The organism is Roseateles sp. P5_E8 (genome assembly GCF_054177665.1).
Map to the genome: position 1 here is coordinate 1 of NZ_JBGCUM010000023.1, position 25,326 is coordinate 25,326.

The 25,326-nt window shown below is 69.9% G+C and carries 24 protein-coding genes; 13 read left to right on the forward strand and 11 right to left on the reverse strand.

Features of this window, described 5'->3' with window-relative positions:
* Window positions 1-440: 440 nt before the first annotated feature.
* Genes ACXRVZ_RS14945 through ACXRVZ_RS14960 form a run of 4 tightly spaced genes read left to right on the forward strand, consistent with a single transcriptional unit; the run spans window position 441 to window position 3,373 of the window.
* The gene (locus ACXRVZ_RS14945; RefSeq protein ID WP_457418075.1) at window positions 441-1,280 is read left to right on the forward strand and encodes an ABC transporter permease; all 840 of its coding nucleotides are present in this window, start codon (window positions 441-443) and stop codon (window positions 1,278-1,280) included.
* On the forward strand, window positions 1,277-2,128 hold the full coding sequence (locus ACXRVZ_RS14950; RefSeq protein WP_457418073.1) for an ABC transporter ATP-binding protein: 852 nt from the start codon (window positions 1,277-1,279) through the stop codon (window positions 2,126-2,128). The genes ACXRVZ_RS14945 and ACXRVZ_RS14950 overlap by 4 nt, the downstream gene beginning before the upstream one ends.
* Before the next feature lie 4 nt (window positions 2,129-2,132).
* On the forward strand, window positions 2,133-3,110 hold the full coding sequence (locus tag ACXRVZ_RS14955; protein ID WP_457418071.1) for a HEAT repeat domain-containing protein: 978 nt from the start codon (window positions 2,133-2,135) through the stop codon (window positions 3,108-3,110).
* Window positions 3,107-3,373: a DUF971 domain-containing protein gene (locus ACXRVZ_RS14960; protein ID WP_457418069.1), complete on the forward strand. Its 267-nt coding sequence runs from the start codon at window positions 3,107-3,109 to the stop codon at window positions 3,371-3,373. The genes ACXRVZ_RS14955 and ACXRVZ_RS14960 overlap by 4 nt, the downstream gene beginning before the upstream one ends.
* Window positions 3,374-3,394: 21 nt before the next feature.
* Here ACXRVZ_RS14960 and ACXRVZ_RS14965 read toward each other — a convergent pair whose 3' ends face one another.
* The gene (locus ACXRVZ_RS14965; RefSeq protein WP_457418067.1) at window positions 3,395-4,381 is read right to left on the reverse strand and encodes a dienelactone hydrolase family protein; all 987 of its coding nucleotides are present in this window, start codon (window positions 4,379-4,381) and stop codon (window positions 3,395-3,397) included.
* Between the two features lie 141 nt (window positions 4,382-4,522).
* A complete protein-coding gene (locus ACXRVZ_RS14970) occupies window positions 4,523-8,563 on the reverse strand; it encodes a hypothetical protein (protein WP_457418065.1) in 4,041 nt (1,346 codons plus the stop codon).
* Between the two features lie 128 nt (window positions 8,564-8,691).
* Here ACXRVZ_RS14970 and ACXRVZ_RS14975 point away from each other — a divergent pair, with 128 nt between their 5' ends.
* Both ACXRVZ_RS14975 and ACXRVZ_RS14980 read left to right on the forward strand, forming a co-directional pair.
* Window positions 8,692-8,985: a nucleotidyltransferase family protein gene (locus ACXRVZ_RS14975; protein ID WP_457418063.1), complete on the forward strand. Its 294-nt coding sequence runs from the start codon at window positions 8,692-8,694 to the stop codon at window positions 8,983-8,985.
* A 28-nt stretch (window positions 8,986-9,013) separates the two neighbouring features.
* Window positions 9,014-9,340, forward strand: a complete 327-nt coding sequence (locus tag ACXRVZ_RS14980; RefSeq protein WP_457418403.1) for a HepT-like ribonuclease domain-containing protein — start codon at window positions 9,014-9,016, stop codon at window positions 9,338-9,340.
* Between the two features lie 36 nt (window positions 9,341-9,376).
* Here the strand turns inward: ACXRVZ_RS14980 and ACXRVZ_RS14985 are convergent, their stop codons facing one another.
* Together ACXRVZ_RS14985 and ACXRVZ_RS14990 are read right to left on the reverse strand one after the other, a co-directional pair.
* Window positions 9,377-11,350 carry a TonB-dependent receptor family protein gene (locus ACXRVZ_RS14985; protein WP_457418061.1) on the reverse strand — a complete coding sequence of 658 codons (1,974 nt, stop codon included), beginning with the start codon at window positions 11,348-11,350 and terminating at the stop codon, window positions 9,377-9,379.
* A gap of 621 nt (window positions 11,351-11,971) precedes the next feature.
* Window positions 11,972-13,078: a PQQ-dependent sugar dehydrogenase gene (locus ACXRVZ_RS14990; RefSeq protein WP_457418059.1), complete on the reverse strand. Its 1,107-nt coding sequence runs from the start codon at window positions 13,076-13,078 to the stop codon at window positions 11,972-11,974.
* Window positions 13,079-13,164: 86 nt separating this feature from the next.
* On the opposite strand from ACXRVZ_RS14990, the gene ACXRVZ_RS14995 reads away from it, so the two are divergent.
* A complete protein-coding gene (locus ACXRVZ_RS14995; protein ID WP_457418057.1) occupies window positions 13,165-13,422 on the forward strand; it encodes a hypothetical protein in 258 nt (85 codons plus the stop codon).
* Here the strand turns inward: ACXRVZ_RS14995 and ACXRVZ_RS15000 are convergent.
* Window positions 13,419-14,144 carry a zf-TFIIB domain-containing protein gene (locus ACXRVZ_RS15000; protein WP_457418055.1) on the reverse strand — a complete coding sequence of 242 codons (726 nt, stop codon included), beginning with the start codon at window positions 14,142-14,144 and terminating at the stop codon, window positions 13,419-13,421. The genes ACXRVZ_RS14995 and ACXRVZ_RS15000 overlap by 4 nt on opposite strands.
* 124 nt (window positions 14,145-14,268) lie before the next feature.
* Here ACXRVZ_RS15000 and ACXRVZ_RS15005 point away from each other — a divergent pair, with 124 nt between their 5' ends.
* A complete protein-coding gene (locus ACXRVZ_RS15005; RefSeq protein ID WP_457418053.1) occupies window positions 14,269-14,832 on the forward strand; it encodes a DUF3617 domain-containing protein in 564 nt (187 codons plus the stop codon).
* 27 nt (window positions 14,833-14,859) lie between these two features.
* Here ACXRVZ_RS15005 and ACXRVZ_RS15010 read toward each other — a convergent pair whose 3' ends face one another.
* From ACXRVZ_RS15010 to ACXRVZ_RS15035, 6 genes are all read right to left on the reverse strand, one after another.
* Window positions 14,860-16,488, reverse strand: a complete 1,629-nt coding sequence (locus ACXRVZ_RS15010; protein ID WP_457418051.1) for a peptide chain release factor 3 — start codon at window positions 16,486-16,488, stop codon at window positions 14,860-14,862.
* A 53-nt stretch (window positions 16,489-16,541) separates the two neighbouring features.
* Window positions 16,542-17,450 (reverse strand): class I SAM-dependent methyltransferase, encoded by a 909-nt coding sequence (locus ACXRVZ_RS15015; protein WP_458232542.1) that lies wholly within the window; start codon window positions 17,448-17,450, stop codon window positions 16,542-16,544.
* A 99-nt stretch (window positions 17,451-17,549) separates the two neighbouring features.
* Window positions 17,550-18,890 carry a hypothetical protein gene (locus tag ACXRVZ_RS15020; RefSeq protein WP_457418047.1) on the reverse strand — a complete coding sequence of 447 codons (1,341 nt, stop codon included), beginning with the start codon at window positions 18,888-18,890 and terminating at the stop codon, window positions 17,550-17,552.
* The gene (locus ACXRVZ_RS15025; RefSeq protein ID WP_457418045.1) at window positions 18,887-19,384 is read right to left on the reverse strand and encodes a Dps family protein; all 498 of its coding nucleotides are present in this window, start codon (window positions 19,382-19,384) and stop codon (window positions 18,887-18,889) included. The genes ACXRVZ_RS15020 and ACXRVZ_RS15025 overlap by 4 nt, the downstream gene beginning before the upstream one ends.
* 36 nt (window positions 19,385-19,420) lie before the next feature.
* Window positions 19,421-20,143: a mobilization protein gene (locus ACXRVZ_RS15030; RefSeq protein WP_457418043.1), complete on the reverse strand. Its 723-nt coding sequence runs from the start codon at window positions 20,141-20,143 to the stop codon at window positions 19,421-19,423.
* Window positions 20,144-20,215: 72 nt separating this feature from the next.
* Window positions 20,216-21,139 (reverse strand): hydrogen peroxide-inducible genes activator, encoded by a 924-nt coding sequence (locus tag ACXRVZ_RS15035; RefSeq protein WP_457418041.1) that lies wholly within the window; start codon window positions 21,137-21,139, stop codon window positions 20,216-20,218.
* Window positions 21,140-21,202: 63 nt separating this feature from the next.
* Here ACXRVZ_RS15035 and panB point away from each other — a divergent pair, with 63 nt between their 5' ends.
* The 5 genes from panB to ACXRVZ_RS15060 all read left to right on the forward strand — a co-directional run bounded on the left by panB (window position 21,203) and on the right by ACXRVZ_RS15060 (window position 25,309).
* Window positions 21,203-22,009 carry a 3-methyl-2-oxobutanoate hydroxymethyltransferase gene (panB, locus tag ACXRVZ_RS15040; protein ID WP_458232543.1) on the forward strand — a complete coding sequence of 269 codons (807 nt, stop codon included), beginning with the start codon at window positions 21,203-21,205 and terminating at the stop codon, window positions 22,007-22,009.
* A gap of 1 nt (window position 22,010) precedes the next feature.
* Window positions 22,011-22,850 carry a pantoate--beta-alanine ligase gene (gene panC, locus ACXRVZ_RS15045; RefSeq protein WP_457418037.1) on the forward strand — a complete coding sequence of 280 codons (840 nt, stop codon included), beginning with the start codon at window positions 22,011-22,013 and terminating at the stop codon, window positions 22,848-22,850.
* Between the two features lies 1 nt (window position 22,851).
* Entirely contained in the window at window positions 22,852-23,493 is a 642-nt protein-coding gene (locus ACXRVZ_RS15050; protein WP_457418035.1) for a peptidylprolyl isomerase, read from the forward strand.
* A 95-nt stretch (window positions 23,494-23,588) separates the two neighbouring features.
* Window positions 23,589-24,281: a peptidylprolyl isomerase gene (locus ACXRVZ_RS15055; RefSeq protein ID WP_457418033.1), complete on the forward strand. Its 693-nt coding sequence runs from the start codon at window positions 23,589-23,591 to the stop codon at window positions 24,279-24,281.
* A 131-nt stretch (window positions 24,282-24,412) separates the two neighbouring features.
* Window positions 24,413-25,309, forward strand: coding sequence for an alpha/beta fold hydrolase (locus tag ACXRVZ_RS15060; RefSeq protein ID WP_457418031.1), 897 nt, complete (start codon window positions 24,413-24,415; stop codon window positions 25,307-25,309).
* Window positions 25,310-25,326 lie beyond the last annotated feature (17 nt).

Below are 25,326 nucleotides of genomic sequence, written 5' to 3' on the forward strand. Positions count from 1 at the left end.
CTCCGTTCAAACAAAGGGGTGCGAAGTCAGAGCTTGAGGCTCGCTGCGCTCGCGCCCCGGGTTTCTGCGCTTCTCGGCGGTTTAGAAGGGGAGGCCCCAGGAACAGCCCAACAGCCAACAGCCAAGCCCTCAAGCCGTTCGCCACGAGGTATTCCTCTTACCCCCTTTAGCACCGCCGAGCAGCGCAAGAGCTTGAGGGCGTGCGCGAAGCGCACTTCAAGAACTGACTCCGCACGGTTGTYTGAGCAGAGCGTAGCGGCGCGAGTTCCGGGCGGGCCCTCAAGCTCTGAGCAGCGCAGGGAACCCGCAGCGAAGCGAAGGGCGGTGCGGTCGGGGGGAGCTCTTTGGTTACTTTCTGGCGGGTCAGAAAGTGACTCGCCCGCCGGGGCGAAATCCCGGCACCACGCTCACGCGCCATCCCAAAGTCGGAGCAACAAACCATGAGCGCCGTCCTCCCCGTCACTTCTGCGCCACGCCGCGAGACCCGACCGGCCAAGCGTCTGCCGCTTGCCAGGTTGTCTGTACAACTGCTCTCAATAGCAGCTTGCCTGCTCCTCTGGCAACTCGCCTGCGCTTGGCGCCTCCACCTCGGCTTCATCACCTTCGCCAACACCCCGGCGCCCGCTGAAGTCCTCGAAGCGGCCATCAAGCTCGCCCAGTCCCCCAAGCTCTGGCCCCACCTCTCCAGCAGCCTCCTCCGCGTTGGCGCCGGCTTCAGCCTCGCGGCAGCGATCGGCGTCACCCTCGGCCTGCTGATCGGCCGCCTCCCGTTGGCCAACAAGCTGCTGCTGCCACCGCTGGAAGTGCTGCGCCCCATCCCCGCCGTCGCGTGGATCCCGCTGTCCATCCTGATGTTTCCCTCGTCCGAGGGCAGCATGGTCTACATCACCTTCGTCGGCGCCCTCTTCCCCATCCTGCTCAACACCATCCACGGTGTTGAAGCCGTGGACGTGCGTCTCATCGCTTCGGCAAAAGGCCTGGGCACAAGAGGCTGGCGGCTGTTCACGGAGGTCATCGCGCCCGGCGCCGCACCCAGCATCGTCACCGGCCTGTCCATCGGCATGGGCACCTGCTGGTTCTGCCTCGTCACCGCCGAAATGATCGCCGGCCAATACGGCATCGGCTACTACACCTGGGAGAGCTACACCGTGCAGGCCTATCCCAACATCGTCGTCGGCATGCTCGTCATCGGCGCGTTAGGCATGGGCAGCAGCGCCCTCATCAACTGGGCCGGCGCGCGGCTGATGCCCTGGCACCGGACGCAAGGGGGTAAGCGATGAGCAATGCAGGCGGACGCATCCACGTCGAGCACCTGTCCATCGAGCTGGGTGACGGGCCCTCGCGCTTCGAGGTACTGCGCGACCTCTCGGTCACGATTGAACCCGGCGAGTTCGTCTGCCTGCTCGGCCCCTCGGGCTGCGGCAAGTCGACGCTGCTGGGTGCGCTGGCCGGCCATCTGTCGCCCTCGCATGGCCGCGTCAGCCTGGACGGCGAGGCCATCACCGGCCCCGACCCCGACCGCGGCCTGGTCTTCCAGCAGCACACACTGTTCCCGTGGAAGACCGTCGTCGACAACGTCGGCTACGGCCTGAAGATGAAAGGCGTGCCGCGCGCCGAACGCGAGCAGCGCGCGCACGAGCTGCTGCAGCTCGTCGGCCTGGCCGGCTTCGAGCAGCGCTACCCGCGCGAGCTGTCCGGCGGCATGCAGCAGCGTGTGGAGATTGCCCGCGTGCTCATCAACCACCCGCGCGTGCTGCTGATGGACGAGCCCTTCGGCGCGCTGGACGCACTCACGCGCAGCCGCATGCAGGAGATGCTGCTGGGGTTGTGGACGCGCATGCGCACCACCGTCGTGTTCGTCACCCACGACATCGACGAAGCCCTCTTCCTCGCCGACCGCGTGCTCGTCATCGGCCCCCGCCCGGGCCGCATCGTCGAGGAGCTGCGCCTGGGCTTCGACCGCCCGCGCAGCGCAGCGCTGCTGACCGACCCCGCCTTCGTGCAGCTCAAGCGCCGCTGCCTGGCCCTGTTGCGCGAAGACGGCCACGCGCCACCCCTGGAGCGGCTGTCGCCGCTCGGCCCGCCGCCGCCCGGCGACGACAAACGCAAATGGCGTTTCGCCAACTGAATCCATGACTGATTTGATCGACCCCGAGGTTCAAGAGCTGCTCGACCGCCTGGCCGACCCCGACGCCGGCGTGCGACGCGTCGCCGTGCTGGACTTTGCCGACGTCGAAGACGAAGTCCTGTTGCCCGCGCTGGCCCAGTTGCTGCGCAACGACCCCGAGCCCACGCTGCGCGCCGAGGCCGCCCGTGCACTGGCCGGCTGGGACGAGCCCGCCGTCGTCGACGCCCTCGCCGCCGCACTGAGCGACACGGCCGAGGTCTCGGCCGCCGCCGCCCAGTCCCTCACCGAGCTGAAGGACCCGCGCTCCGGCCAACGCCTGCTGGCCCACGCTGCCTCGCCCGACGCCTTCATCAGCGCCTCAGCCCTGCGTGCGCTGCGCGAACTGCGCGTGCCCGCCGCCGCCACGCCCGCCCTCGCCGCGCTGCAGCACGCCGACGCCAGCGTGCGCCGCGAGGCCGTCGCCGTGCTGGGCTGGCTCAAGCATGGCGCCGCGCTGCCGCTGCTGACGCGCGTCGTCATCGCCGACGCCGACACGGAAGTGCGCCGCGCCGCCGCTGGTGCGCTGGGCCTGGCCGCGCCCGAACAGGTCGCCACCGTACAGGCCGCGTTGTGCGAGGCGCTGCAGGACCCCGCCTGGACCATCCGCGAGGAAGCCGCCTCCACTCTCGGCAAGCTGCGCGCCACGGCCGCCGCCACCGCGTTGCGMGCGGCCATGGACGACGACTACTGGCAGGTGCGCCTGCGCGCCGCCCGGGCCCTTGGCCGCATCGCCGACGTGCAGGCCGTGCCCGTGCTAAGCCAGGCCCTCATCCACCCCGCCGGCAACCTGCGCAAGGAAGCGGCCATCGCCTTGGGCGACATCGGCGATGAGAGCGCCGTGCCGGTGCTGCAGGCCGCCGCGGCCGACCCCGATCCCGAGGTGCGCAAGGCCGTGCGGCTGTCGCTGCAGCGGTTGGGCGCGCCGGCCGGTGTGGACCGATGAGCGCAGTGCCGGAAGCCGTCGAGCTGACGCCCGCGGCGTTGCGCCTGCGCTGGCCCGACGGTGACACGGAACTCTCCGCCGCCCGCCTGCGTGCCGCCTGCCGCTGCGGCGACTGCCGCGCCGGCCGCAGCCGCAGCGACGGCGCCGACGTGCAGCTGGCCGACGCGCGGCCCGTGGGCCAGTACGCGCTGCAACTCGTCTTCAGCGACGGCCACGACCGTGGCATCTACCCCTGGGCCTGGCTGCAGGAGCTGGCCGCATAGCGGCAGCTCCGCAGCGATTGCCTACAGCTGCTTCTCAAAGAAGCGCACGACGCGCGCACGCGACTGGTAAGCCTGATCGGCGTCGGGCGTGAAGTGCACCGCTGGCGGCACGCCGGTGCTGAAGTAGCTGCCCTGGTTGGCGAACGGGTCAGCTACGACGATGGGCACCATCAGCCGGTCCCAGCCATGCGTGGCGCCAGGGTAGGCGTTCACCTTGACGATGCCGCCGTTGCTGCCGTTGACCGACTGCGCCAGCGCCTCGCAGGGCTGGCTGCTGTTGTCGTAGTCGTCCTTGGTGCCGACCTGGATCAGCACGGGTGCACCGGTCAGGTTGATCCACTGCACGCCGTATTGCGCGGGCGTGCTGCGCACCGCAGCGAGCAAGGCCGTGTTGTTCCAGGCGTAGCAGACGGGGTAGTGCGCCACATGGGCCTTGAAGGTGCGGCCGCCACCGAACTGGCCCGCGTACAGGCGCTCGGCCGTGCCCAGGCTGACCAGCCCGCCCCACGAGAAACCAAGCACGCCGACACGCGTGCCATCGATGCCCGGCTGCTGCGCCAGGAAGGCCAGCGCCGAGAACGCATCGGGGTAGGTCAGGATGGGTGCGCTGGGCCGCTGGGCGGCCGTGGTGACACCGCGCGCCTGCCACATGTCGATCTGCAAGGTGGCGATACCGGCCGCGTTGAGTGCGGCCTCGTAGAAATCGCCGCGTGAGTCGACCCCTGACGAGCCGTGAAGGATCAACACGGCAGGCAGCTTGCGGTGGCCGTGCTGACCGCCCGGGCCGCCATGCCGCCCGGGGTGCTGCGGCACGCTGAGCTTGCCCTGGATCGTCAACGGCGTACCGGGCGCTGTCAGGTTGGGCGACTGGAACTGGATGAATGAGACTTCGGGCGCCGAGCCCGCGCCATGACCCTCATCGCCCGATGCCTGCGCCGGCACGGCGGCCAGCGCCGCCACCGTGGCCAGCGCCGCAAGACCTGTCACCCTGAAAAATCGCCAAGCCATGTCTGCCTCCGTTGATGTCCGTTCGCGCCGGAAGACTGCCGACCTGACGCCCGCGAAAACGTAACACCGTGACAGGTGACGCGCCTTAAGGACTTGCCTGAAGCGCCTTTTGTCGCTCCCTCCGGCTTGGAGGTCCTCTCCTCACTCCTCAGTGCCCGCCACCACCTTGTCCTTCTCGGGCCACGCGCCACCCGCGCTGAACGCGGCCCAGGCCCAGGTCACCCACTTCAGCAGCGACGCCGCCAGCCAGAGCGCCCAGCCCAGCATCAGCAGTCGATACAGCCACACCGGCGCGCTGACGACCCAAGCGCCGGCCGTGTGCTCGGTAAAGCGGTCGCTCACCCAGTTCAGCTCGTGGCTGCTCGACCCCGGCCCGGCAACCAGCAGGTTGGGGTAGCCCAGCAGGCCGGTGCGCAGCACGTCCAGCAGCGCAGCAATGGCGAAGCAGGTCCACAGCACCAGCAGCAATTGCACGACGATGCGCAGCCAGCGCCGGCCGCCCTGGCCACCATGAGCAACCCAGCGGCGCCGCGCCTCCAGCGTGCCGAACCAGCCGGCCAGCACCGCCAGCGCCCACAGCGACACCGGCGCCACGCCCAAAGCCAGAATCAACCAGGCCGGCCGGCCCATCACACCCGGCAGGCCGCGCGGCGCAAACCAGGCCAGCACGATCACGACGACGAGCACACCCCAGATCAGCACGGCCGGGCCGATCAGCGGGCCACCGACGGCGAGCACGATGCGGTCTTCGGGCACGTCCAGCTGCAGTGCGTCGTTGACGCCGGGCAGCCCCAGCGCCAGGCCCTCGTGGCGCCACAGCGCGCCCATGCCCTCAGGCTCGCTCCAGCGCAGGTCGACGGTCTGGGCACCCGGCGTCAGCGGCAGGCTCAAAGCGCCGTCGCGCAGCTGCAGGGCCAGCTTCTGCCCGTTGATCTGCACATTCTGCAGCTCGGCGCCGGCCGGCAGCTTCAGCGTGTGCGGGCCGCCCAGGCTGGCGCGCAGCTTCATGCCCAACTGAACCGTGGTGCTGCGCTCGCCGGGTTCCAGCGTCGTCTTCACGCTGTCCAGCGTCAGCGTCTGGCCGCCCACGCCGGCCGGCTTGCGCACCGCCAGCTTCAGCGTCTCGCCGGGCCAGGGCCGCCATTCGGGCCGCCATTGGCCGTCCTGCTGCAGCGCCGTGGCGGCCAGGCCGCTGGCGTCCACATGCCATTGCGGCGATGCGGCCAGCGTCCAGCGCTCGACCTGGTTGGCCTCCTTGCCGGCCACCAGCGTCAGTGCCTCGGTGGGCGGCAGGCTGCTGGCCACTTCCACGGCCTCGTCGCCGCCGAGCTGCAGGCTCGCGATGCCATCGGCCACCGTGACGCCCGCATCGGCCACCGCCTCGCCGGGCAGCAGCGCCCAACGCACGCGCAAGGGCGCACGGCTGGGTGCGACGCGCTCGATGCGCGTCAGCACCTGCCAGCGCAGGCCCAGCTCCAGGCGGCGGTCCACGCGCACCAGCGGCGCCAGCGCGTCGCGCTGCGTGCCGGCATCCTCGGTGCGCGTGTTGCCGGCCGTGGCCTCGCGGCTCAGTGAGATGGCGCCGGTGCTCTGGCCACGCGGGTCCAGGCCGGCCAGCACCCAGCCTTTCAGATCGGTCTGCAGCAGGCGCGGCGGCAGCGGCAGCGCGATGTCCAGGCCGCTGGCATGACCCACGTCGGCCGCCAGCACCAGCTGGTGAACGCCGGCCGGCACGGCAGCCCACAGCCGTCCTTGGTCATCGCGCCGCGTGGCGGCGGGCTGGCCGTCCAGCGTGACGCTGCCCGGCTGCCAGCCCGTGCCTTGGCCGGGCAAGGGCACGGCCACCAGCGCCTGCGCATGGATCTCGGCGCGCAGCTGCACCGTCGAGCCAGAGGCGCTGACGAGCAGGCGCGCCAGCTCGGCGCAGCGGGGCAGGCAGTCGGGCGGCGCGGCGAGCTTGTCGCGCAGGGCCTTGAGCTGTTCCTCGCTGGGCGCGGGGATCTGGGATTCGCTCGGTTGCGGCGTCAGGGCCAGCGCCATCAGCAGTGCGGCGGCAACGCCGGCTGCGGCGCGCGGCATGCGGGGCAGGCGCGGTGGCTGCCAGCCCGCCACGGCGGCGAGTGCGGCCGCGAGCAAGGCCAGGCCCACGAGCTTGAGCAGCGCCGTGGCCCACGGGGGCAGCAGCCACAGGTTCAAGGTCTGCTCGGGCGTGACAGGCCCACTCCAGCTCAGCGTGTGGCCATGCCAGGCCCATGTCGGCAGGCCAGGGCCGGTCTGTACGCGGGCGCCGGGGTCGACGCGACCGAGCTCGCTGCCGGAGGTGGACGCACTCTTGACCGCTTGCATTTCGAGCACGGGCGGTGCATGGGGCGCCGGCAGCACCCCAATCTTGTCCTGGCTCGGGATCTCTTCCTCCACGACGCCTGCCGCGACCGGCGCGGCCCGTTCCGCCATGACCATGACCCCGACCTTGCGCTCCAGGCTCGGGTAGATCGCCTCCCGGATCTCGTTCACCGCAAACGGCAGCAGCGCCAGCACCAGCACGCCAACCAAAGCCAGGCGGCTGAGCGCAAAGATGCGCTGGCCACGCCCCGCCGGCATCACGCGCGCCAGCGCCGTCAATGCCAGCAGGCCGAACCACAGCACGGCGGGCGGGCTGCCCGGCGTGTGCCAGGTCAGCGCCAGCGCCACGCCCAGCAGCGCCCCCACCCGCCAGCCCTGCAGCCGGTAAGCGGCCAGCGCGGCCAGCAGCACGAAGAAGAAGTCCCACAGCGTCCACATCGCCACCCAGGCGCCGTCGGCGCGGCTGGGGCCTTGGGCGTGCAGCAGCCGCCAGCCGGGCGGCAGTTGCAGCGTCGCGTCGAGCCGGTCGATGCTCGTGCTCCAGCCGCTGGCGGGCAGGGCGCCGTCGCGCGTCCAGCGGCTGTCGGCTTCGATGGCGGCGCTGCTGTCGCGCACCTCGAAGCCGGCCGGGCCGTTGGTGGCTAGCCGCGTGATGGGTTGGTCGTCGCCGGCCAGCGCCGCACGGCCGAGCTGGCCGGGCGCGGCCATCACGAGGCGCGAGCTGGCCGAAAGCCGGCCCCGGAATTCGTCGCTCGCGGTGAGACCGCGGCCATCGAAGTCCAGCCACAGCCGGCGCGTCAACTGAAGCGCATCCGGCGCCGGGCTGGCATTGCCGCGCTGCAGCTCCGTCAGCTTCAGCGTCTCGCCCGGCTTGAGGCGAAACGCCGGCAGCGCGCGCCAGGCCTCGGGCATCTCGACCTGGCGTGGGTCCACGCTGGTGACGCCTTCGGGGCGGATCAAGCGCAGCCCCGGTTGCGCCTGGACCACCCAGACCTCTTCGTCCGCAGCCCCCTCGGGCAGCGTCAGCGCCTGCACCGGCGCATTCAGCCGCGCACGCAGCTCGATGCGCCAGCTGCCGGGCCGCGCCTGCACGATGAGGCGGCCGTCTTCGGCCAGGCGGGCGGGCAGCGGGCTGTCCAGCTGCATCGCGCGCAGGCCGGGCAGCAGCGCGTGCGGCAGCTCCACCGCGCGGGAGCGGCCGGCCACGCGCAGTTCGAAGGCGGTGGTGACAGTCAGCGGCAGGTCGTCGTCGACGAGGCGCACGGTCTGCACGGTCACGCTGTCCGTCGCCTCGGCCGTGCTGGCCACGGCACGCAGCCACAACCGCCCTTCGCCGTCCGGCGCGCGGGCCTGTGTGGCGCCGTCGCTCGTCACGACGATGGCGCCCAGGCCCTCGGGCACCGCCAGGTTCTGCGGCATCTCTTTTGCCCAGCTGATGCGGCCTTCGACGACATGCGTGCCCGGCGCCAGCCACACGGCCGGGTGGCCATCGGCCTCGGTGACGGGCAGCGCCTTGCCGCCGGCCTTCACGTCCTGCGGCCAGGCGCCGGCCTCGCCGGGCAAGGCCACGCGGGCAGGGGCGCCGAAGACCTGCACGTCCAGCCTGAACGTGGCTTCACGCGCGCCGGCGCTGAGCTGCAGGCGACCGGGCCAGACGCAATGCACGGCCTCGTCCTCGGTCTGCGCCGGGCAGCCCAGCGGCGGCTGGCCTTGGCTGGCCCAAGGCAGCCAGTCGCGCAGCGCGGCGGGCAGCTCGGTGGGGGTCAGCGGTGCGGCGTGGGCGTTCAGCGCGGCCAAGCAGAGGCCGGCGGCAAGGTGGCGAAGCTTCTTGGTGAGCATCGGCGTGGTCTCCCTTTTCGGGAGCCGATGGTCGCAGACTCAAACGCGATTCACCATGGCGGCTTGCCTGCATGCTGCGTGTGACTGCGCGACTTGGCGCGATCCTGCGGCTGCGGCATCATCCGCCCATGAATCGCGAAGCAGTTCTGACCCTGTTGCTTGAGCATCTGCCGTTGCTGCGCGAGCGTTTCGGCGTGCGGCAACTGCGCCTGTTTGGCAGCGTCGCACGCGGCACGGCACACGCTGGCAGTGACGTGGACTTGCTCGTGGACTTCGGCGGCCCCGCCACACCGGAAGCCCTGTTCGGTGCCCAGTTCTATCTGGAAGATTTGTTGGGCTGCGTCGTCGATCTGGTCACGGAACGTGCGCTGCGGCCGCAATTCAGACCCTATGTCGAGCGTGACGCCGTTGCCGTCGCCTGAGCGCGACTGGCGCCTTTTCGTGCACGACATGGTCGAGTTCTGCGACCAGGTTCTGCTTTACACCGACGGCTACGATCTGGCGAGCCTGAGCGCCGACCGCATGCGGTTTGACGCCACCATGCGCAACCTTGAACTCATCGGCGAAGCCGCAACGCATGTACCCGCTGAAGTGCGGGAGACCGCGCCGGATATTCCCTGGCGGTTGATCGTCGGCCTGCGCAACCGGTTGATCCACGCCTATTTATCGATAGAGCCGGAGACGGTCTGGCTGGTCATCACCCAGCACGTCTCGCCACTGCGCGAACGCCTGGCCAAGCTGGCCGCCAATAGCGACTCTGACGAAGACCAAGCCTGAGCTGACGGTGATTGGCCAGCCGCGCGCTCTTGCTCGTCAGCGCGGCTGCCAGCTCAGCGACACCGACCACCCCCGAGGCGCAGCCGGCTCGAAGAAGCGCCGGTTGGCCTCATTGACGATGACGCTGGCCGCCGTGGCGCGGTTCAGCAGGTTGTCGGCGCGCAGGCGCCAGCGCCAATCGGGTGCCAGCTGGCCGCCGAGGTTGAAGCCCCACAGGCCGCCGCCTGCGGCCGCAGCCGTGCCGGCGTCATCTGCGGCCAAGCGGGCGCGGGCCTGCAGGCTCAGTGCAGCGTCCAGGCCCTCGCCCTGCCAGCGTAGCTCGGCGCTGGCGAACGCGGCTGGCACGCCGGGCAGGGGCTGGCCGGTCGTCAGCACACGAGTCGACAGCCGCGTGGCGGCCAGGTCCAGCTGCCAGGCGTGCGACAGCGGCAGCTGCGCGGCCGCCTCCAGCCCGCTGCGGCGGGTCTGCGCGGCGTTGGTGAACACGGTGCGGCCGCCGCTGCTGGCCAGCACGCTGATCTCGTCGCGCGTCTCGGCGTGGAAGGCGGTCAGCGCGAGGCGGCGGTCGCCTTCGCGCTGTTCCCAACCCAGCTCGACCTGCTTGCTGCGCTGCGCGCGCAGCTCGTTGTTGAAGCCGCTGCCCTGGGCCCGGTAGGCCAGCTCGGTCAGCGTGGGCGACTCGGCCGCGCGACCCAGGGCCAGGCGCAAGACCTGGCCCGGTACCGGCCGCCAGGCCACGCCGGCCACGGGCTGCACGCCACTGAAGCGCCGCGCGCCGCTGTCGTCGCCGTTGGACAGATAGCGGTCCTCGCTGTCAAAGCGCAACTGGCTCGCGCGCAGGCCGGCCAGCAGCTCCCACTCGGGCGTGGGCGTCCAGCGCCATTGGGCATAGGGCTCGCTGCTGCGGGCGCGGTTGGTCTCGTCGCGCTTGAGCGCACCGCTCTCGCCGGCCTGGTTGAGGTAGCCGCGCCGTGCGTCGCGCTGGGTCTCGACGGCCCAGCCCAGCGTCAACTCATGCTCGGGGGCTAACGCCCAGTTCAGCCGCGCATCCACGCCGCCAAAGCGGCGCCGCAGCTCGATGACGCCGCCGGGATGGCTGGAGCCGTTCTGCACGGCCAGCGGGATGGCCTGCCACTGGTCCACCGCGCGATGGCCCAGCCAGCCGGCGACCTGCACGCGCGTGTTCGCATCCAGGTCGCGCTGCCAGCGCAGGCCGAGCTGCTGCTGCTCGGCCGTCTTGCGCGTGTTGAAGGCCTCGGCCTGGGGCGCCGTCTGGCGCGGGTCGGCGGCGAGCTGCTCGGCGGTCAGGCCCAGGGGGTCGTCGGCGGGTTGGCTCTGCACCTGAAGCACGGCCATGAACTGCTGCTCGGGCGTGCGCAGCTGCCAGCGCGCCTGCGCCAGGCGGCGCTCGCTGCTGCTGTGCGCGCGCCAGCCGTCTCGGTGCGTGACCTGCGCGGCCAGGCTCAAGGCCTGGCCCTCGGCGGGCAGGTGGTCCAGGCTGATGCTGGCCTGGCGCAGGCCGAAGGCACCGAGCGTGAGGCCGGCCTGCGTGCGGTCTTGCGTCGGCCAGCGGCTCTGCATCGCAATGACGCCGCCGCTGGCGCTGCCGTACAGCGCCGAGAACGGGCCGCGCAGCACTTCCAGCGAGGCGGCGTCGGCGATCAGCCAGTGGCTCAACTGGCCCTGGCCGTCGGGCGTGCTGGCCGGGATGCCATCGGCGATGAGGCGCAGGCCGCGCACGCCGAAGCTGGCGCGAGCGCCGTAGCCGCGGCTGGAGAGCTGCAGGTCTTGCGCGTCGTTGCCGCGGTTGGCGGCGTAGAGGCCGGGCAGGCGGGCGAGTGTTCTCGCCAGTGCCTGGGCCGGGTCCTGCGCCTCGGCATCGCGGGTCAGCGTGGCGGCGTCCATACGCTCAACGGCCAGCGTGGGGGCGGTGGCGCGGCCGTTGAGGACGACGGTGTCGAGTTGGGTGGGATTAGCGGCTGCTAGCGCTGCGAATGCCAAGAGGCTCATGTGTGGTGGTTCCTATGCGTTGACTCGTGAGGCCCATGCCGGGATCTCGCCCCGGCGGGCGAGTCACTTTCTGGTCCGCCAGAAAGTAACCAAAGAGCTCCCCCCGACCGCCCCGCCCCTTCGGGGTTCCCTGTGGTGCTCAGACCTCAAGCCCCGCGCCGAACTCACTTCGCTACGCTCCGTTCAAACAAAGCGTCGCGAGTCAGTTCACGAAGCGCGCTGCGCGCGCGGGCTTGAGGTCTTCCGCTCCTCGGCGGGGCTAAAGGGGGTAAGAGAAATACATCCACCGGACGGCGTTCGGGTTTGGCTGTTGCGGCTGTTCGGCTGTTCGGCTGTTCAAAAAAGTCCCCTTCTAAACCGCCGAGAAGCGCAGAAGCCCGGGGCGCGAGCGAAGCGAGCTTCAAGCTCTGACTTCGCACCCCTTTGTCTGAACGGAGCGTAGCGAAGTGAGTTGGGTGCGGCCCCGGGCTTCGAGCATCGCAGGGAACCCCGACAGGGGCGGTTTTGCAGGGGAGAGCTCTTTGCTTACTTTCTGGYGGCCCAGAAAGTGAGTCGCCTGCGGGGGCGAAATCCCCGCATGGGCATTCGCGTCAAGCCAGGCTGAATCAAGCGACCTGCACCTCAGCGCGCCGCCGGCACAACTCGCACCACCCGCCCATGCCCCTCCAACACCAGATACAGCAGCCCATCCGGCCCTTCCCTCACATCCCGCATCCGCCCCGCATCCGCAAACAGCTTCTCCTGCTCCACCAGGCGGTCATCCGCGCCCAGCTTCACCCGCTCCAGATAGCCGAATTTCAGCGAGCCGATGAAGAAGCTGCCCTGCCAGCCCGCGCCGTACTTGGCGCTCTTGAGCTTGACCAAACCAGACAGCGCAATCGACGGCACCCACTTCACCACCGGCTGCTCCATGCCCGCCTTGGCCGCGATGCCCTCGCCGATCTTGCCGCCGCCGTAGTTCTCGCCATAGGTGATGACCGGCCAGCCGTAGTTCAGCTTCGGGCTGATCAGGTTCAGCTCGTCGCCGCCCTGCGGGCCGTGCTCGGTTTGCCACAGGCGGCCCTTCTCATCCAGCGTCAGGCCCTGCGAGTTGCGGTGGCCGTAGCTCCAGATCTCGGGCAGGGCGCCGGCCGTCTTCACGAAGGGGTTGTCGGCCGGCACGCTGCCGTCCTTGCCGATGCGCACGATCTTGCCGAGGTGGTTGTCCAGCGTCTGCGCGCTCTGCATGCCCTTGTAGCGCTCGCCCAGGCTGAGGAAGAGCTTGCCGTCCGGCGCCTCGACGATGCGGCAGCCGAAGTGCAGCTTGCTGTCCATCTTGGGTTGCTGGCTGAAGATGACCTTCACGTCGGTCAGTCGCTTCAGGTCGGCGCTGAGCTTGGCGCTGGCCAGCGCCGTGCTGTTGGTCTTCTTGTCGGCGCTCGGCTCGCTGAAGCAGAAGTAGAGCGTGCGGTTGCTGGCGAAGCCGCTGTCCAGCTGCACGTCCAGCAGGCCGCCCTGGCCAGCGGCGTCGACGGCCGGCAGGCCCTGGATGGGCGAGCTGGGCTTGCCGCCGGCCTTGGCAGTGCGCATGGTGCCGTCGCGCTCGGTGACGAGGAACTCGCCGCCGGGCAGGAAGGCCACGGCCCACGGCGTCTTGAGGCCGTCCACGACGGTTTCCAGCTGGGGCGACTGGGCCTGGGCGGCGGCGCAGCCCAGGGTGATGACGAGGGGGAGGAGGCGCTTGCTCATCATGTGCGAGGTGAGACCGGAAAACGGGCCCGCATCATCGCAGCGCGGGCGGCTTTGCGTGCCCATGTCCATGGGATGACCCCGGCATGCCGCTTGCCATTCGACGGGCGATGAAGATGCAGCCCTATGCCCGCCGCCACGGCGACTCCGGTGTCGTGGCCTTCGCGACCGGCCCGCGCGGCATCGCCGTGCAGTTCGTCGACGGCGCGGTCTACGTCTACGACCTGGAGCGCCCGGGCCGCGCCCACGTCACCGAGATGAAGCGCCTGGCGCGCGCCGGCGAAGGGCTGTCAACCTACATCAGCCAGCACGTGCGCGACCACTACGCGAAGAAGCTCCGCTAGTCGTCGAACAGGCCGGCGACGAGACCCAGGCCGACGCTGAACAGGTCCACCGCGAAGATGCCGCCCACCGGTGCGGCCAGGCGGCCGTTCTCGCGCTGCTGGCGCGAGCGCTCCCTGGCCAGCGCGACGAGCGCATCGGCGAGATCGGCCGGTTGGCTGGCTGCGCGCGCGGCGGGCGCGGTGGCATAGCTGTGCAGCGCCTTCTCGACGGCCTGCGGGTCCAGCAGCGACAGCGCCGAGCGGCAGTGCGAGCAGGCGTCCTCCTTGCGCAGGTCCACCGGCGCGCCGCAGCTGCTGCAGTTGATGACACCCACCTTGGCGGCAATGTCGGCAATCTCCGGCCGGGTGAGCTGGCGCACGAAGCCCTTCTCGATCATGAAGGACGCAAAGCTGCTGAAGCGCCCATGCCGGCTCTCGCAGCGGTGCGTGATGTAGCGGCCGCTGCGCACGATGTCGAAGCCCTGCACGAGCCGGGCGCGGCACTGCGGGCAACTCAGGCGCTCGGCCAGCGGCTGGTGCCGGGCGTCGCGGTGGCGGTGCATCTCCTTGAACATCGTCGCCACGGCCTCGGGCGCCAGCTTGAGGTTCTCCAGGTGGTCAAACCACAGGCCTTGGCAGCCGAAGCAGAGATCGATCTCCACGGTGCCGCTGTATTGGCCGGGTAGCACATGCACCTGCATCGCGTCGCCGCAGGAGGGGCAGGGTCTGGTGGGTGTTGGCATCGTTGGCTGGGGTGGGCGTGCTGGCGCCGATTTTGCGGCCCGATTTGCAAGCAAGGGATGTCGCGGCCGCGCACGAACTGCTGCAATGCGCGCCTTTTCGCCAAGCCTTCGGGCCACGACATCCATGCATCACCCCCGTCCCGTTCGACCCGCCGCCCTGCTGGCCGCGCTGTCTCTCGCCGCAGGCGCCTGTGCCGCCGCGCCAGTCATCCAGGTCAACCCCGGCCTCTGGGCCTCCGACAGCGAGATCTGGATCAATGGCAAGTCGCTGAAGCCCGGCCTGCAGGCGTTGCGGGCCAAGGTGCGCAGCGGCCTGACCGACGCGCAGAAGGCCGAGCTGGACCGCCAGCAAGGCGCCGAGAAGCAGGCCTGCCTGACACCGCAGCAGTCACGCATCGACTTGGCGATCTACCTGGAGAAGTCGCTGGGCGACTCAGGACCCTGGAAATGCGAGGTCAACGCGGACAAGCTGGACGCGAGCGCCGCGTCCGGCAGCTATGCCTGCCGCACCAGCGGTGGCGGGCTGACACAGGGCAAGTTCTCGGCGACCTACGGGCCCGCCAGCTATCGCTTCGAGCTCAACGGCCGCGGCAACGCGGTGGACGGCCGCACCGGCGAGGCGCTCAGCGCCACCGAGATGGACCAGCGCATGCTGTCCACCGGCCGCTGGCTGGGCTCGGGCTGCTGACAGCGGGGCCGGCGCCGGGCGCCGGCCTCAGCCGTCCAGCCGCTGCTGGAACACCAAGCCCGCGTGCTCGCGCAGCGCGTGGAACTTGATCTTGGGCCAGTTGCTCTCGATAGCGCGCAGCTCAGGCGCGTATTCCACCAGCACGGTCGGCGCGTCCACGGCGTCCAGCGCCATGCGGTGGTCGTTGGCGTCGATGAAGCGCTTGAGCTCTTTTTCGTCGTCGCAGGTCACCCAGCGCGCCACCTGGAAACGGCTGGGCATGATGCGCGCCTTGCAGCCGTACTCGTGCTCCAGCCGGTGGGCGACCACTTCGAACTGTAGTTGGCCCACGGCGCCCAGCAGCAGCACGCTGCCGGCGATGGGACGGAAGACCTGGATGGCGCCCTCTTCGCCCAGCTGCGTCAGCCCGGCGCGCAGCTGCTTGGTCTTGAGCGGGTCGGCCACTTCGACGGCGCGGAACATCTCTGGCGCGAAGAAGGGCAGGCCGGTGTACTGCAGCGCCTCGCCTTCGGTGATGGTGTCGCCGAGCTGCAGCACGCCGTGGTTGGGGATGCCGATGATGTCGCCGGCAAAGGCCTCGTCCAGCAGCTCGCGCTTCTGGCTCATGAAGGTCACCACGCTGTTGGGGCGCAGCGTCTTGCCCGAGCGCACCACCTTCAGGTTCATGCCGCGCTCGAAGCGGCCCGAGGCCACGCGCAGGAAGGCGATGCGGTCGCGGTGGGCCGGGTCCATGTTGGCCTGGATCTTGAACACCACGCCGGTGAACTTGGGTTCCTCCGGCTGCACGGTGCGCTGCATGGCGACGCGCGAGTCCGGCGCGGGGGCCAGCTCGACGAGCGCGTCCAGCACCTCCTGCACGCCGAAGTTGTTCACGGCCGAGCCGAAAAACATCGGCGTCTGCTTGCCGCTCAGGAAGTCGTCGCGGTTGAACGCGGGCGCGGCCTCGCGCACCAGCTCGATCTCGCCGTGGGCCTGCTCGTACTGCATGCCGAAGCGCTCGGCGTACTCAGGGTTGTCCAGTCCTTCCAGCACTTCCTCCGTGCCTGCGGCGCGGTCCTCGCCGGGGGCGAACACGCGCATGCGCTGCTGGCGCAGGTCCATCACGCCGTGGAACTGCTTGCCCATGCCGACCGGCCAGGTGAAGGGCACGACCGTCATGCCCAGCTCGGCCTCGATCTCGTCCATCAGCGCCAGCGGGTCTTTCACCTCGCGGTCCATCTTGTTGACGAACGTCAAGATGGGCGTGTTGCGCGCACGGCAGACCTGCAGCAGGCGGCGGGTCTGCGGCTCCACACCGTTGGCCGCGTCGATGACCATCAGCGCCGCGTCCACGGCGGTCAGCACACGGTAGGTGTCTTCGGAAAAGTCCTGGTGGCCCGGCGTGTCCAGCAGGTTGATGACGCAGTCGCGGTACTCCATCTGCATGACGGAGGACGCCACCGAGATGCCGCGCTGCTTTTCGATCTCCATCCAGTCCGACGTGGCATGGCGAGTCGCCTTGCGTGCCTTCACCGACCCGGCGATCTGGATCGCGCCTGAGAACAGCAGCAGCTTCTCGGTCAGCGTGGTCTTGCCGGCGTCGGGGTGGCTGATGATGGCAAAGGTGCGGCGGCGGCGGACTTCCGTCTCGATGCGGCTGGCGGTGGGTTCGGACATGGAGGACGCTGGACAGGGGCTAACCGGCGATTATCGTTGCCGGGCCCTGCGGCTCATCCCCCGTGAAAGGCCAGCTTGCGGTAGTGCTCCAGCCGCAGCGCCTGCAGCTGGGCCTCCAGCGCGGCGACCTCGTTGGCGTCGCTGGAGCGGGGCACCGTCTGCAGCACGATGAAGAAACTGTTGCTCACGGCCGCCGAGCACAGGCAGGCCAGCAGGTCGCACAGGCCCAGCAGGTAGAGCTCGGCCAGGATGATCTGCAGCGAAGCCGGCGTGAAGACGTGATGGTGCAGATAGGCCAGGTCGACCGGTTCGCCACGCAGCCTCGCCTGGAAGCGGTCAAAGGCCAGGCGCAGGTCGCCCACGGCCATCGGGTCCTGCGCGCTGAACAGATGCTGGCTGCCGGGCGGCGCGATGGCGCAGTGGCTGTCGGCGTCAAAGGCGAGTTGGGTGGTCTTCCAGCCGGGCGGGCCGAACTGGGTCATCAGCACGTCGCTGGTGGTCGTCGGATGGCGGAAGACGTCGAAGGTGCGCTGCTTGTGCGGGATGACGAAGGCGGCCAYGCCGTCCGGGCCGAGCAGGGCCTGCAGGCTGCGCAGATGCTCCAGCAGGTTGGGCTGGTGCTCGATGTTGTGCGAGCTGAAGATCAGGTCGAACTGCTGGCCGGCCGGCACTTGCGCCGCCAGGTGGCTGTCGGCGCAGACGTAGTCGATGTCGTCGAACAGATCGGGCGGCAGCTCGTCGAGCTTGTAGGCCGACTGCAGCTGACGGCGCAGTTCAGCGGTGTCGCAGCAGTCCGAGACCTTGAGATTGGGGAAATCGCGGCGGCGGAACAGCGGCGCGGCGCCCGGGCCGATCTCCAGGATGCGCGCCTGCGCCGGCATCGCGGCGCGGACGGCCTCGTTGAAATTGACGCCGGGCTTGAGCTGGGCCCAGAGCCGGTCGGTGAAGGGCAGGTCTGACATGGCCTGCGCAGTGTCGGCGCGGGTGGGCGGGGCGATCCAGCAAACACCGCCGCTTACATGCCCTTGAAGCGCCCCAGTGCGCACGGCTGACGGGCAGGATCAGGGCAGCGACCCGGGCGCGCGCAGCAGCGGCAGCGCGTCCAGCCGCCGCTCGATCTCGGCCAGCATGCGGCGGTAGGGCGGCGCGTCCACGCCGCCGTAGGTCGCGAGGAACTCGCTTCGGCCGAGGAATTCCGGCAGGTCGGCCACGTCGGGCATGAGGTCGCGCTCGCGCGCGCCGTGCGCCAGTCGGTCCTGCAGCGCCTGCGGGTCGCGCTTGGCCAGCAGCCCCAGGCGCGTGCCGGCACGGTCGGCGGCAATGTCGTTGAAGCTGAAGCCGCTGCCGTCGCGCAAGTCGGCCGTCTCCTTGTAGACGCCGATGGCGTCCGCCAGCGGCCCGCCGCCCTCCAGCGCCAGCAGAGCGGAAATCAGGAAGTGCTGGGCGAAGTCCTCACGACCGGCCAGCGTCACCGTCACCTGCTGCGGCTGGGGCGCGGCCCGGATGGCCGGCACCAGATCGGACATTCGCCGGCCGGTGACCTGCAGCGCCAACGTCAGCAGGGCCGCACGGTTTTCCGCGAGCGCATCGCCGCCGCCGACGCTGCGTTGGCTGGCGAGCATGAACAGCGGCGGCAGCAGGCGGTCCAGCGACAGGCTCGCGCCGCCGCCCGCCGAGACATGCACCTGCATCGCACCGGTCATGGCCTGGGCATAGGCTGTTAGGCGCGCCTGCTCAGCCGGCGGCAGCAGGGTGCCGAGCAGGCGCTGCAGGCCCTCGTCGCCCCATTCATAGACCACCTCGAGCCGTGCCGGCATCAGGCGCACGCGCCGCACCATGTCCAGCGCCAGCGCCCCCTCGGGGGTGGCGTGCAAGCGCTCGACCAGGCCCGGCAGCAGCCGCGCGGCAAGCCAGGCCGGCACCGGCAGCCGGCCCACGCGCAGGTCATCGATGGCGGGCAGCCCGGTGGTCTCGCGCAGCGTGGCGGCGATGTTCAGCCAGGCCGTGACGGGGCTGTGCGGCACCGGCAGGCTGGCCCGTAGGCTGGCGCTGCCGCCGCCCAGCACGAGCTGCACCGACGCGCCCGGCGCACCCGATGCCAAACGGCGGGCCAGCTGGTCCAGCATGAGGTTGGCCTCACGCTCGGAGGCGACCAGGGTGCGAAGGGGGCCGGGCGCCGGCCGGCGCGGGTCGTTGCGGTGAAGGAAGTTGCGCGCCTGCGCGACGTCCGCCGCCGACACCTCGGCCGGCGCCGGCCAGCGCGGCGACCCCTGCACCGCCAGCGTCAGCGCCAGCAAGCCGGCGACCGCCAGGGCCAGGGCCATCCAGGCGCCGGTCTTCAGGGCCAGCCGCAGCGCCGTGCGCAGGCGACGACCAAGGCGGGGCTGGGCAGCCTCGCTCACTCCTCCAGCAGGCTGCGGAGCATCCAGGCCGTTTGTTCATGCACCGTGATGCGCTGCGTCAGCAGGTCGGCGCTGGGCTCGTCGCTGGCCTTCTCGACGGCCGGGAAGATCTGGCGCGCGGTGCGGGCAACGGCTTCGTGGCCTTCTTTCAGGATGCGCACCATCTCCAGCGCCTTGGGCGGCGTGGCGGGCGCGTCGGGCAGGCCGCTGAGTTTGGCGAACTGGGCGTAGCTGCCGGGCGCCGGGTGGCCCAGCGAGCGGATGCGCTCGGCGATGGGGTCCACCGCCGTCCACAGCTCGGTGTACTGGGCCATGAACATCGCATGCAGGCTGTTGAACATCGGCCCGGTGACGTTCCAGTGGAAGTTGTGCGTCGTGAGATACAGCGTGTAGGTCTCGGCCAGCAGCTTGGACAGGCCGGCGACGATGGCCGCACGGTCCTTGTCGCTGATGCCGATGCTGATGGACGGGGCGGCGACGGATTTCTTGGCCATGTGCAGCTCCAAAAATTAGATGGCAGCGAGCCTAACCTAGACGCCCAAGCGCTCGAACTCGCTCTCCACCTGCGCCAGCCACACGCGCAGGCGCTGGCGTTCCAGCAGGCCGAGCTTGGCGCCTTCGCTGCCAGGCGCGGTGCGGGCGGACCAGAAGCTCGCGTTCGCCGCGTCGATCTTGCGCAGCACGGCGTCCTGCAGGTGCTTGAGCGGCATCGTGCGCGCACCCAGGGCCTGCGCGCGGGCGAGCTGGCCGGAGCGCTCCAGCTGCGAGAAGTCGTCGCCGCGCAGCTGGTTGAGCACCAGCACGTAGCGAAGTCGGTTGCCGTAGCGGTCGAGCAGGCGGGTCAGCAGGTCGACCGAGTCGCGCCCGGCGTCCATGACATGCCAGTAGTTCACCGCCACGCCGGCCTCGGCGGCCAGGTCCAGCACGCCGGACTCGTCCATCCAGCGCGCCAGCGGCTCGTGCGTCTGCGCGGCCAGGTCCACCAGCACGCGCCGGCCGGGCTCGGCCAGGGCGCTCTCGACGATGGCGTCCAGCGCCTCGAAGCTGTCGACCAGCGCGGGCGAGGCGTAGTCGGCATAGAAGCGCAGCAGCGCGCCGTGGGAGCGGTCGGTGTCGAAGCCGGTGAAGGGGAGGCCGCGGTCGATCAGGTACTGCGCCAGCAGGCGCGACAGCAGCGACTTGCCGACGCCGCCCTTCTCACCGCCAACGAAATGGATGGCACCGGCCGTGGGGTCGACAGGAGAGTGGCTCATGGCAGGAGGCGCCTGGGGCGCTTGAGTTGCGAATTTCCGTGCATTGTGCAGCGCAGCAATGTGACTTGGCGCTTATTGCGACAAGCGCGCCACACCGTCCAGCTCGCAGGCATAGATGGCATTGCGCAGCGCCGCGATGGCCTCGTAGCGCGTGAAGCTGCGCCGCCAGGCCAGCACGACGCGGCGCGTCGGCACGGGCTCGCTGAAGGGCACGAAGCGCAGGTGCGGTGACACGTCGACGGGCACCGACAGCCGCGGCACGACGGTGACGCCCATGCCCGAGGCCACCATGTGCTTGATGGTCTCCAGCGACGAGCCCTCGAAGCTGCGGCGTATGCCCTCGGCGTCGCTGGAGAAGCGCGCGTACTCGGGGCAGACCTCCAGCACATGGTCGCGAAAGCAGTGGCCGGTGCCGAGCAGCAGCATGGTCTCGCGCTTGAGTTCCTCGGCGCTGATGGACTCGCGCGTGGCCAGCGGGTGGGCGGCAGGGAGCGCGACGACGAAGGGCTCGTCGTAGAGCTGGGCCGTGGCCAGGCCGGCGTCCGGGAAGGGCTCGGCCATGATGGCGCAGTCCAGCTCGCCGGTGCGCAGCATCTCCAGCAGCTTCACGGTGAAGTTCTCCTGCAGCATCAGCGGCATCTGCGGATACAGGCCAATGGTGTGCTTGACCAGCTCGGGCAGCAGATAGGGGCCGATGGTGTAGATGATGCCCAGCCGCAGCGCGCCGGCCAGCGGGTCCTTGCCGCGCTTGGCGATCTCCTTGATGGCGCCGGCCTGGTCCAGCACCGACTGCGCCTGGCGCACGATCTCGTCGCCCAGCAGCGTCACGCTGACCTCGCTGCCGCCGCGCTCGAAGATCTTCAGGTCCAGCTCCTCTTCCAGCTTCTTGATGGCGACAGACAGCGTCGGCTGCGACACGAAGCAGGCCTCGGCCGCGCGGCCGAAATGCCGCTCGCGGGCGACGGCGACGATGTAGCGCAACTCGGTGAGGGTCATAGGCCCGAACGCTACACTGCGCCCGCCCCACAAGGGCTCCAAGGGTTTACACCGAGGCACCCCATGAATGAACGCAAGCCGATGACCTTGCCGAAGCTGGCGCAGATGCATGCCAGCGGCGAGAAGATCGCCATGCTGACCTGCTACGACGCCGCATTCGCGTCGCTGCTGGACGAGGCCGGCGTCGACATCCTGCTGATCGGCGATTCCCTGGGCAATGTGCTGCAGGGCCGCGGCTCGACCGCGCCGGTGAGCCTGGAGGACATGGTCTATCACACGTTCTGCGTGTCGCGCGGCCACAAGTGGGCCTGGATCGTGGCCGACCTGCCCTTCGACAGCTATCACGTCAGCAAGGAAGAGGCCTGGAAGAGTGCCGCCGCGCTGGTGAAAGCCGGCGCCCACATGGTCAAGCTCGAAGGCGGCGGCTGGACGGCCGAGACGGTGCGCTTCATCAGCGAGCGCGGCATCCCGGTCTGCGCCCACCTGGGCTTCACGCCGCAGACGGTCAACGCCTTGGGCGGCTTCAAGGTGCAGGGCCGTGACGAGGCCGGTGCGGCGCGCATGAAGCGCGAGTCGATGGAGCTCGTCGACGCGGGCGCCGCCATGCTGCTCTACGAGATGGTGCCGGCCGCGCTGGCCGCCGAGATCACCGCCGCGTCGCCCGTGCCCGTCATCGGTATCGGCGCGGGCGTGGGCACCTCGGGCCAGGTGCTGGTGCTGCACGACATGCTCAACATCACGTCGGGCCGCAAGCCGCGCTTCGTCAAGGACTTCATGGCCGGCAAGGACTCCGTGCTGGCGGCCGTGAAGGGCTATGTGGGCGAGGTGAAGGCCGGGACCTTCCCGGTCAACGAGGTGCATGGGTTCTGACATGCAAGTGATCCACACCATCGCCGAGCTGCGCGATGCGCTGGCCATCCACCGCCAGCGCGGCTTCGTGCCGACCATGGGCAACCTGCACGACGGCCACCTGGCGCTGGTGAAGCAGGCGCGCGAATTGGTGGGCCCGGCCGGCGCGGTGGTCGCCAGCATCTTCGTGAACCGGCTGCAGTTCGCGCCGCACGAGGACTTCGACACCTACCCGCGCACGCTGGCCCGTGACTGCGAGCTGCTGGAGGGCGCTGGCTGCGACATCGTCTTTGCGCCGTCGGAGAAAGAGCTGTACCCGGAGCCGCAGGGCTACAAGCTGCTGCCGCCGCCCGAGCTGGCGGACATCCTGGAAGGCCACTTCCGCCCCGGCTTCTTCACCGGCGTCTGCACCGTCGTGCACAAGCTCTTCAACATCGTGCAACCCACGCTGGCGGTGTTCGGCAAGAAGGACTATCAGCAGCTGATGGTGCTGCGCCGCATGACGGCGCAGATGGCCTTGCCTATCGCCATCTACGGCGGCGAGACACGTCGCAGCAACGAAGGTCTGGCACTCTCGTCCCGCAACGGCTACCTCAGCGACGCTGAGAAGGCCGAGGCGCTGCGTTTGTCGCGCACGTTGAAAGCCATGATCGCCCGCTGGCAGGCCGGCGAGCGCGAACTCGCGGTTATGGAAGCAGACGCAATGCAATCGCTGCGCGACGCCGGCTGGGCGCCGGACTACGTGACACTGCGCCGTCAGCACGACCTGGGAGCGGCAGCCGTTGGGCAGCCGCTCGTGGCCCTCGCCGCTGCCAAGCTTGGCAGCACCCGTTTGATCGACAACCTTGAAGTTGAAGTTTGAAATGACATCGAATCGACTCCGCCGCCGGCCCCTGCTGGCCCTGACGGCTTCTCTCCTCCTGAGTCTGGCAGCCTGCGGCGGCGGCGGTGGTGGCAGCAGCACACCGACGACGCCCACTCCCACGCCCGTGGTGCTGACCGTCACCCACAAGGTGCGCCTGACGACCAGCCAGGGCGTCATCGAGCTGGGCCTGGACCGCACCCACGCGCCCCTCTCGGTAGACAACTTCCTGAAGTACGTGAACGACGGCTTCTACAACGGCACCGTCTTCCACCGCGTCATCGCCGGCTTCGTCATCCAGGGTGGCGGCGTCGCCCGCAACGGGGCTGGCGCACTGCAGGACAAGACGCCTACCTACGGCCCCATCGCGCTGGAGAGCCTGAACGGCCTTTCCAATGTGCGCGGCACGCTCGCCATGGCCCGCACCGCGGTGCCGGACAGCGCGACCAGCCAGTTCTATATCAACGTGGTCGACAACACGAGCCTGAACTACCAGAACTCGTCCAACCCCGGCTATGCCGTCTTCGGCCAAGTGACGCTGGGCCTGGATGTGGTGGACAAGATCAAGGCCGTGTCGACGAATGCCTCGGACGTGCCGCTGTCCGACGTGACCGTCACCGAAGCGAAGGTGATCCCGCTCTGACCTGAGCCCGGATTTACGGTAACCACTTGATTCAGCGTGTCGGCGGCATTGGCTGCCGGCCCGTTGGGCAGGCCCAGCCACTCCCGGGTCCTGCCATGCTGCGCCGTCTTGCCGCCCTTTCGTTCGTCCTGACCCTGGCCGCCTGCGGTGGCGGCGGTGGTTATCACGACCACGATGGCGGTGGTGGGGGCGGCGGCGGTGGCACGCAGTACCCGCAACCCAACCCCACGCCCAATGCGCCCACGCTGTCCTGCAGCGCGGCGGGCCTGGCCGCATCGGCGGCGTCGACCTTTGGCACGGTCTGCATGCTGACGAGCAGCGGCGAGATCGTCGTCGAGCTCTACGACACCTACTCGCCGCAGACGGTCGCCAACTTCTACAAATACGTCGCCGCGGGCTTCTACACAAAGACGCTGATCCACCGCGTCGACCGCGACTTCATCGTGCAGGGCGGCGGCTACACCAGCGGCATGGTGACCAAGACGCCGCTGTACGCGCCCATCAAGCTGGAGAGCAACAACGGCCTGTCCAATCTGCGCGGCACCATCGCCATGGCGCGCCGCAGCGACGCCGATTCGGCCACCAGCCAGTTCTTCTTCAACGTGGTGGACAACACCAGCCTGGACTACAAGAGCGCCACCGACCCCGGCTACGCCGTCTTCGGCCGCATCATCTCGGGCCTGAACACGCTGGACGCGATCAACGTCGTGCCGACCTACACCTACAGCCAGACGGACATCGAGCCCCGGGTCGAGGTGCTGGTGTACTGGGCCCAACGCCTCAAGTAAGGGCTGAAGTAGGCCCGCTCGCCCCGCCGGCTCGCCACTCGTCCCGGCGTCTCGCCGCTCGTCATCCGGCCCCTGCCGGTGGCGGGTGAGCTGGGCAACATGCCGTCCATCGCAACCTAGATGGAGACACCATGTTCAACAGCAAGCGTTCCTGGACCGGCCTGTTCGGCGCCGCAATCGGCATCCTGACCGCGCTCTACGTCAGCAACAGCCAGGCCGCACCCGTCGAGTTCCGCGACCTGCGCGTCGAGGTCGTCGGCCAGGGTCGGCCGGTCGTCATGATCCCGGGCCTGAACAGCGCCGCTGGCGTCTGGACCGAGACCTGCGCCGCGCTGCAGCCCGGCGTGCAATGCCACATCGTGCAGCTGCCCGGCTTTGCCGGCGCGCCGGCGGTGGCGATCGAGAACTTCCAGGCCGGTATGCGCGACCGCCTGCTGGCCTATCTGGACGACCGCAAGCTGGCGCAGCCCGTCGTCATCGGCCACAGCCTGGGCGGCACGCTGGCCTTGCAGATGGCGGCCGAGAAGCCGGGCCGCATCGAACGCCTGGTCATCGTCGACAGCCTGCCCTTCCTGGCCGGCATCCGCGGCATGACGCCCGAAGCGGCGCGTGGCGTCGCCGCCGGCATGCGCCAGCAGATGCTGGGCGCGACCAAGGAGCAGTGGGAAGCCGGCACCCGCCAGGGCGCGGGCGGCATGAGCCGGAGCCCCGCCAACGCCGAGCGCGTCGTCGCCTGGGGCCTGGCCAGTGACCGCGCCACCACGGCGCAGGCCATGTCCGAGCTGTGGGGCGACGACCTGCGCCCGCTGCTGCCCAAGATCACCGCGCCGACGCTGGTGCTGGGCGCCTGGGCGGCCTTCGAACCCATGGGCTCCACGCTGGCGAGCACGCAAGCCATCTTCGAGGCGCAGTACGCCGGCCTGAAAGGCACCAAGGTGGTCATGAGCCAGCGCGGCTATCACTTCCTCATGTGGGACGATGCCGACTGGCTGGTGGGCGAGATCAAGGGCTTCCTGGCTGCAAAGTAAAACCAGGAGCGGGAGAG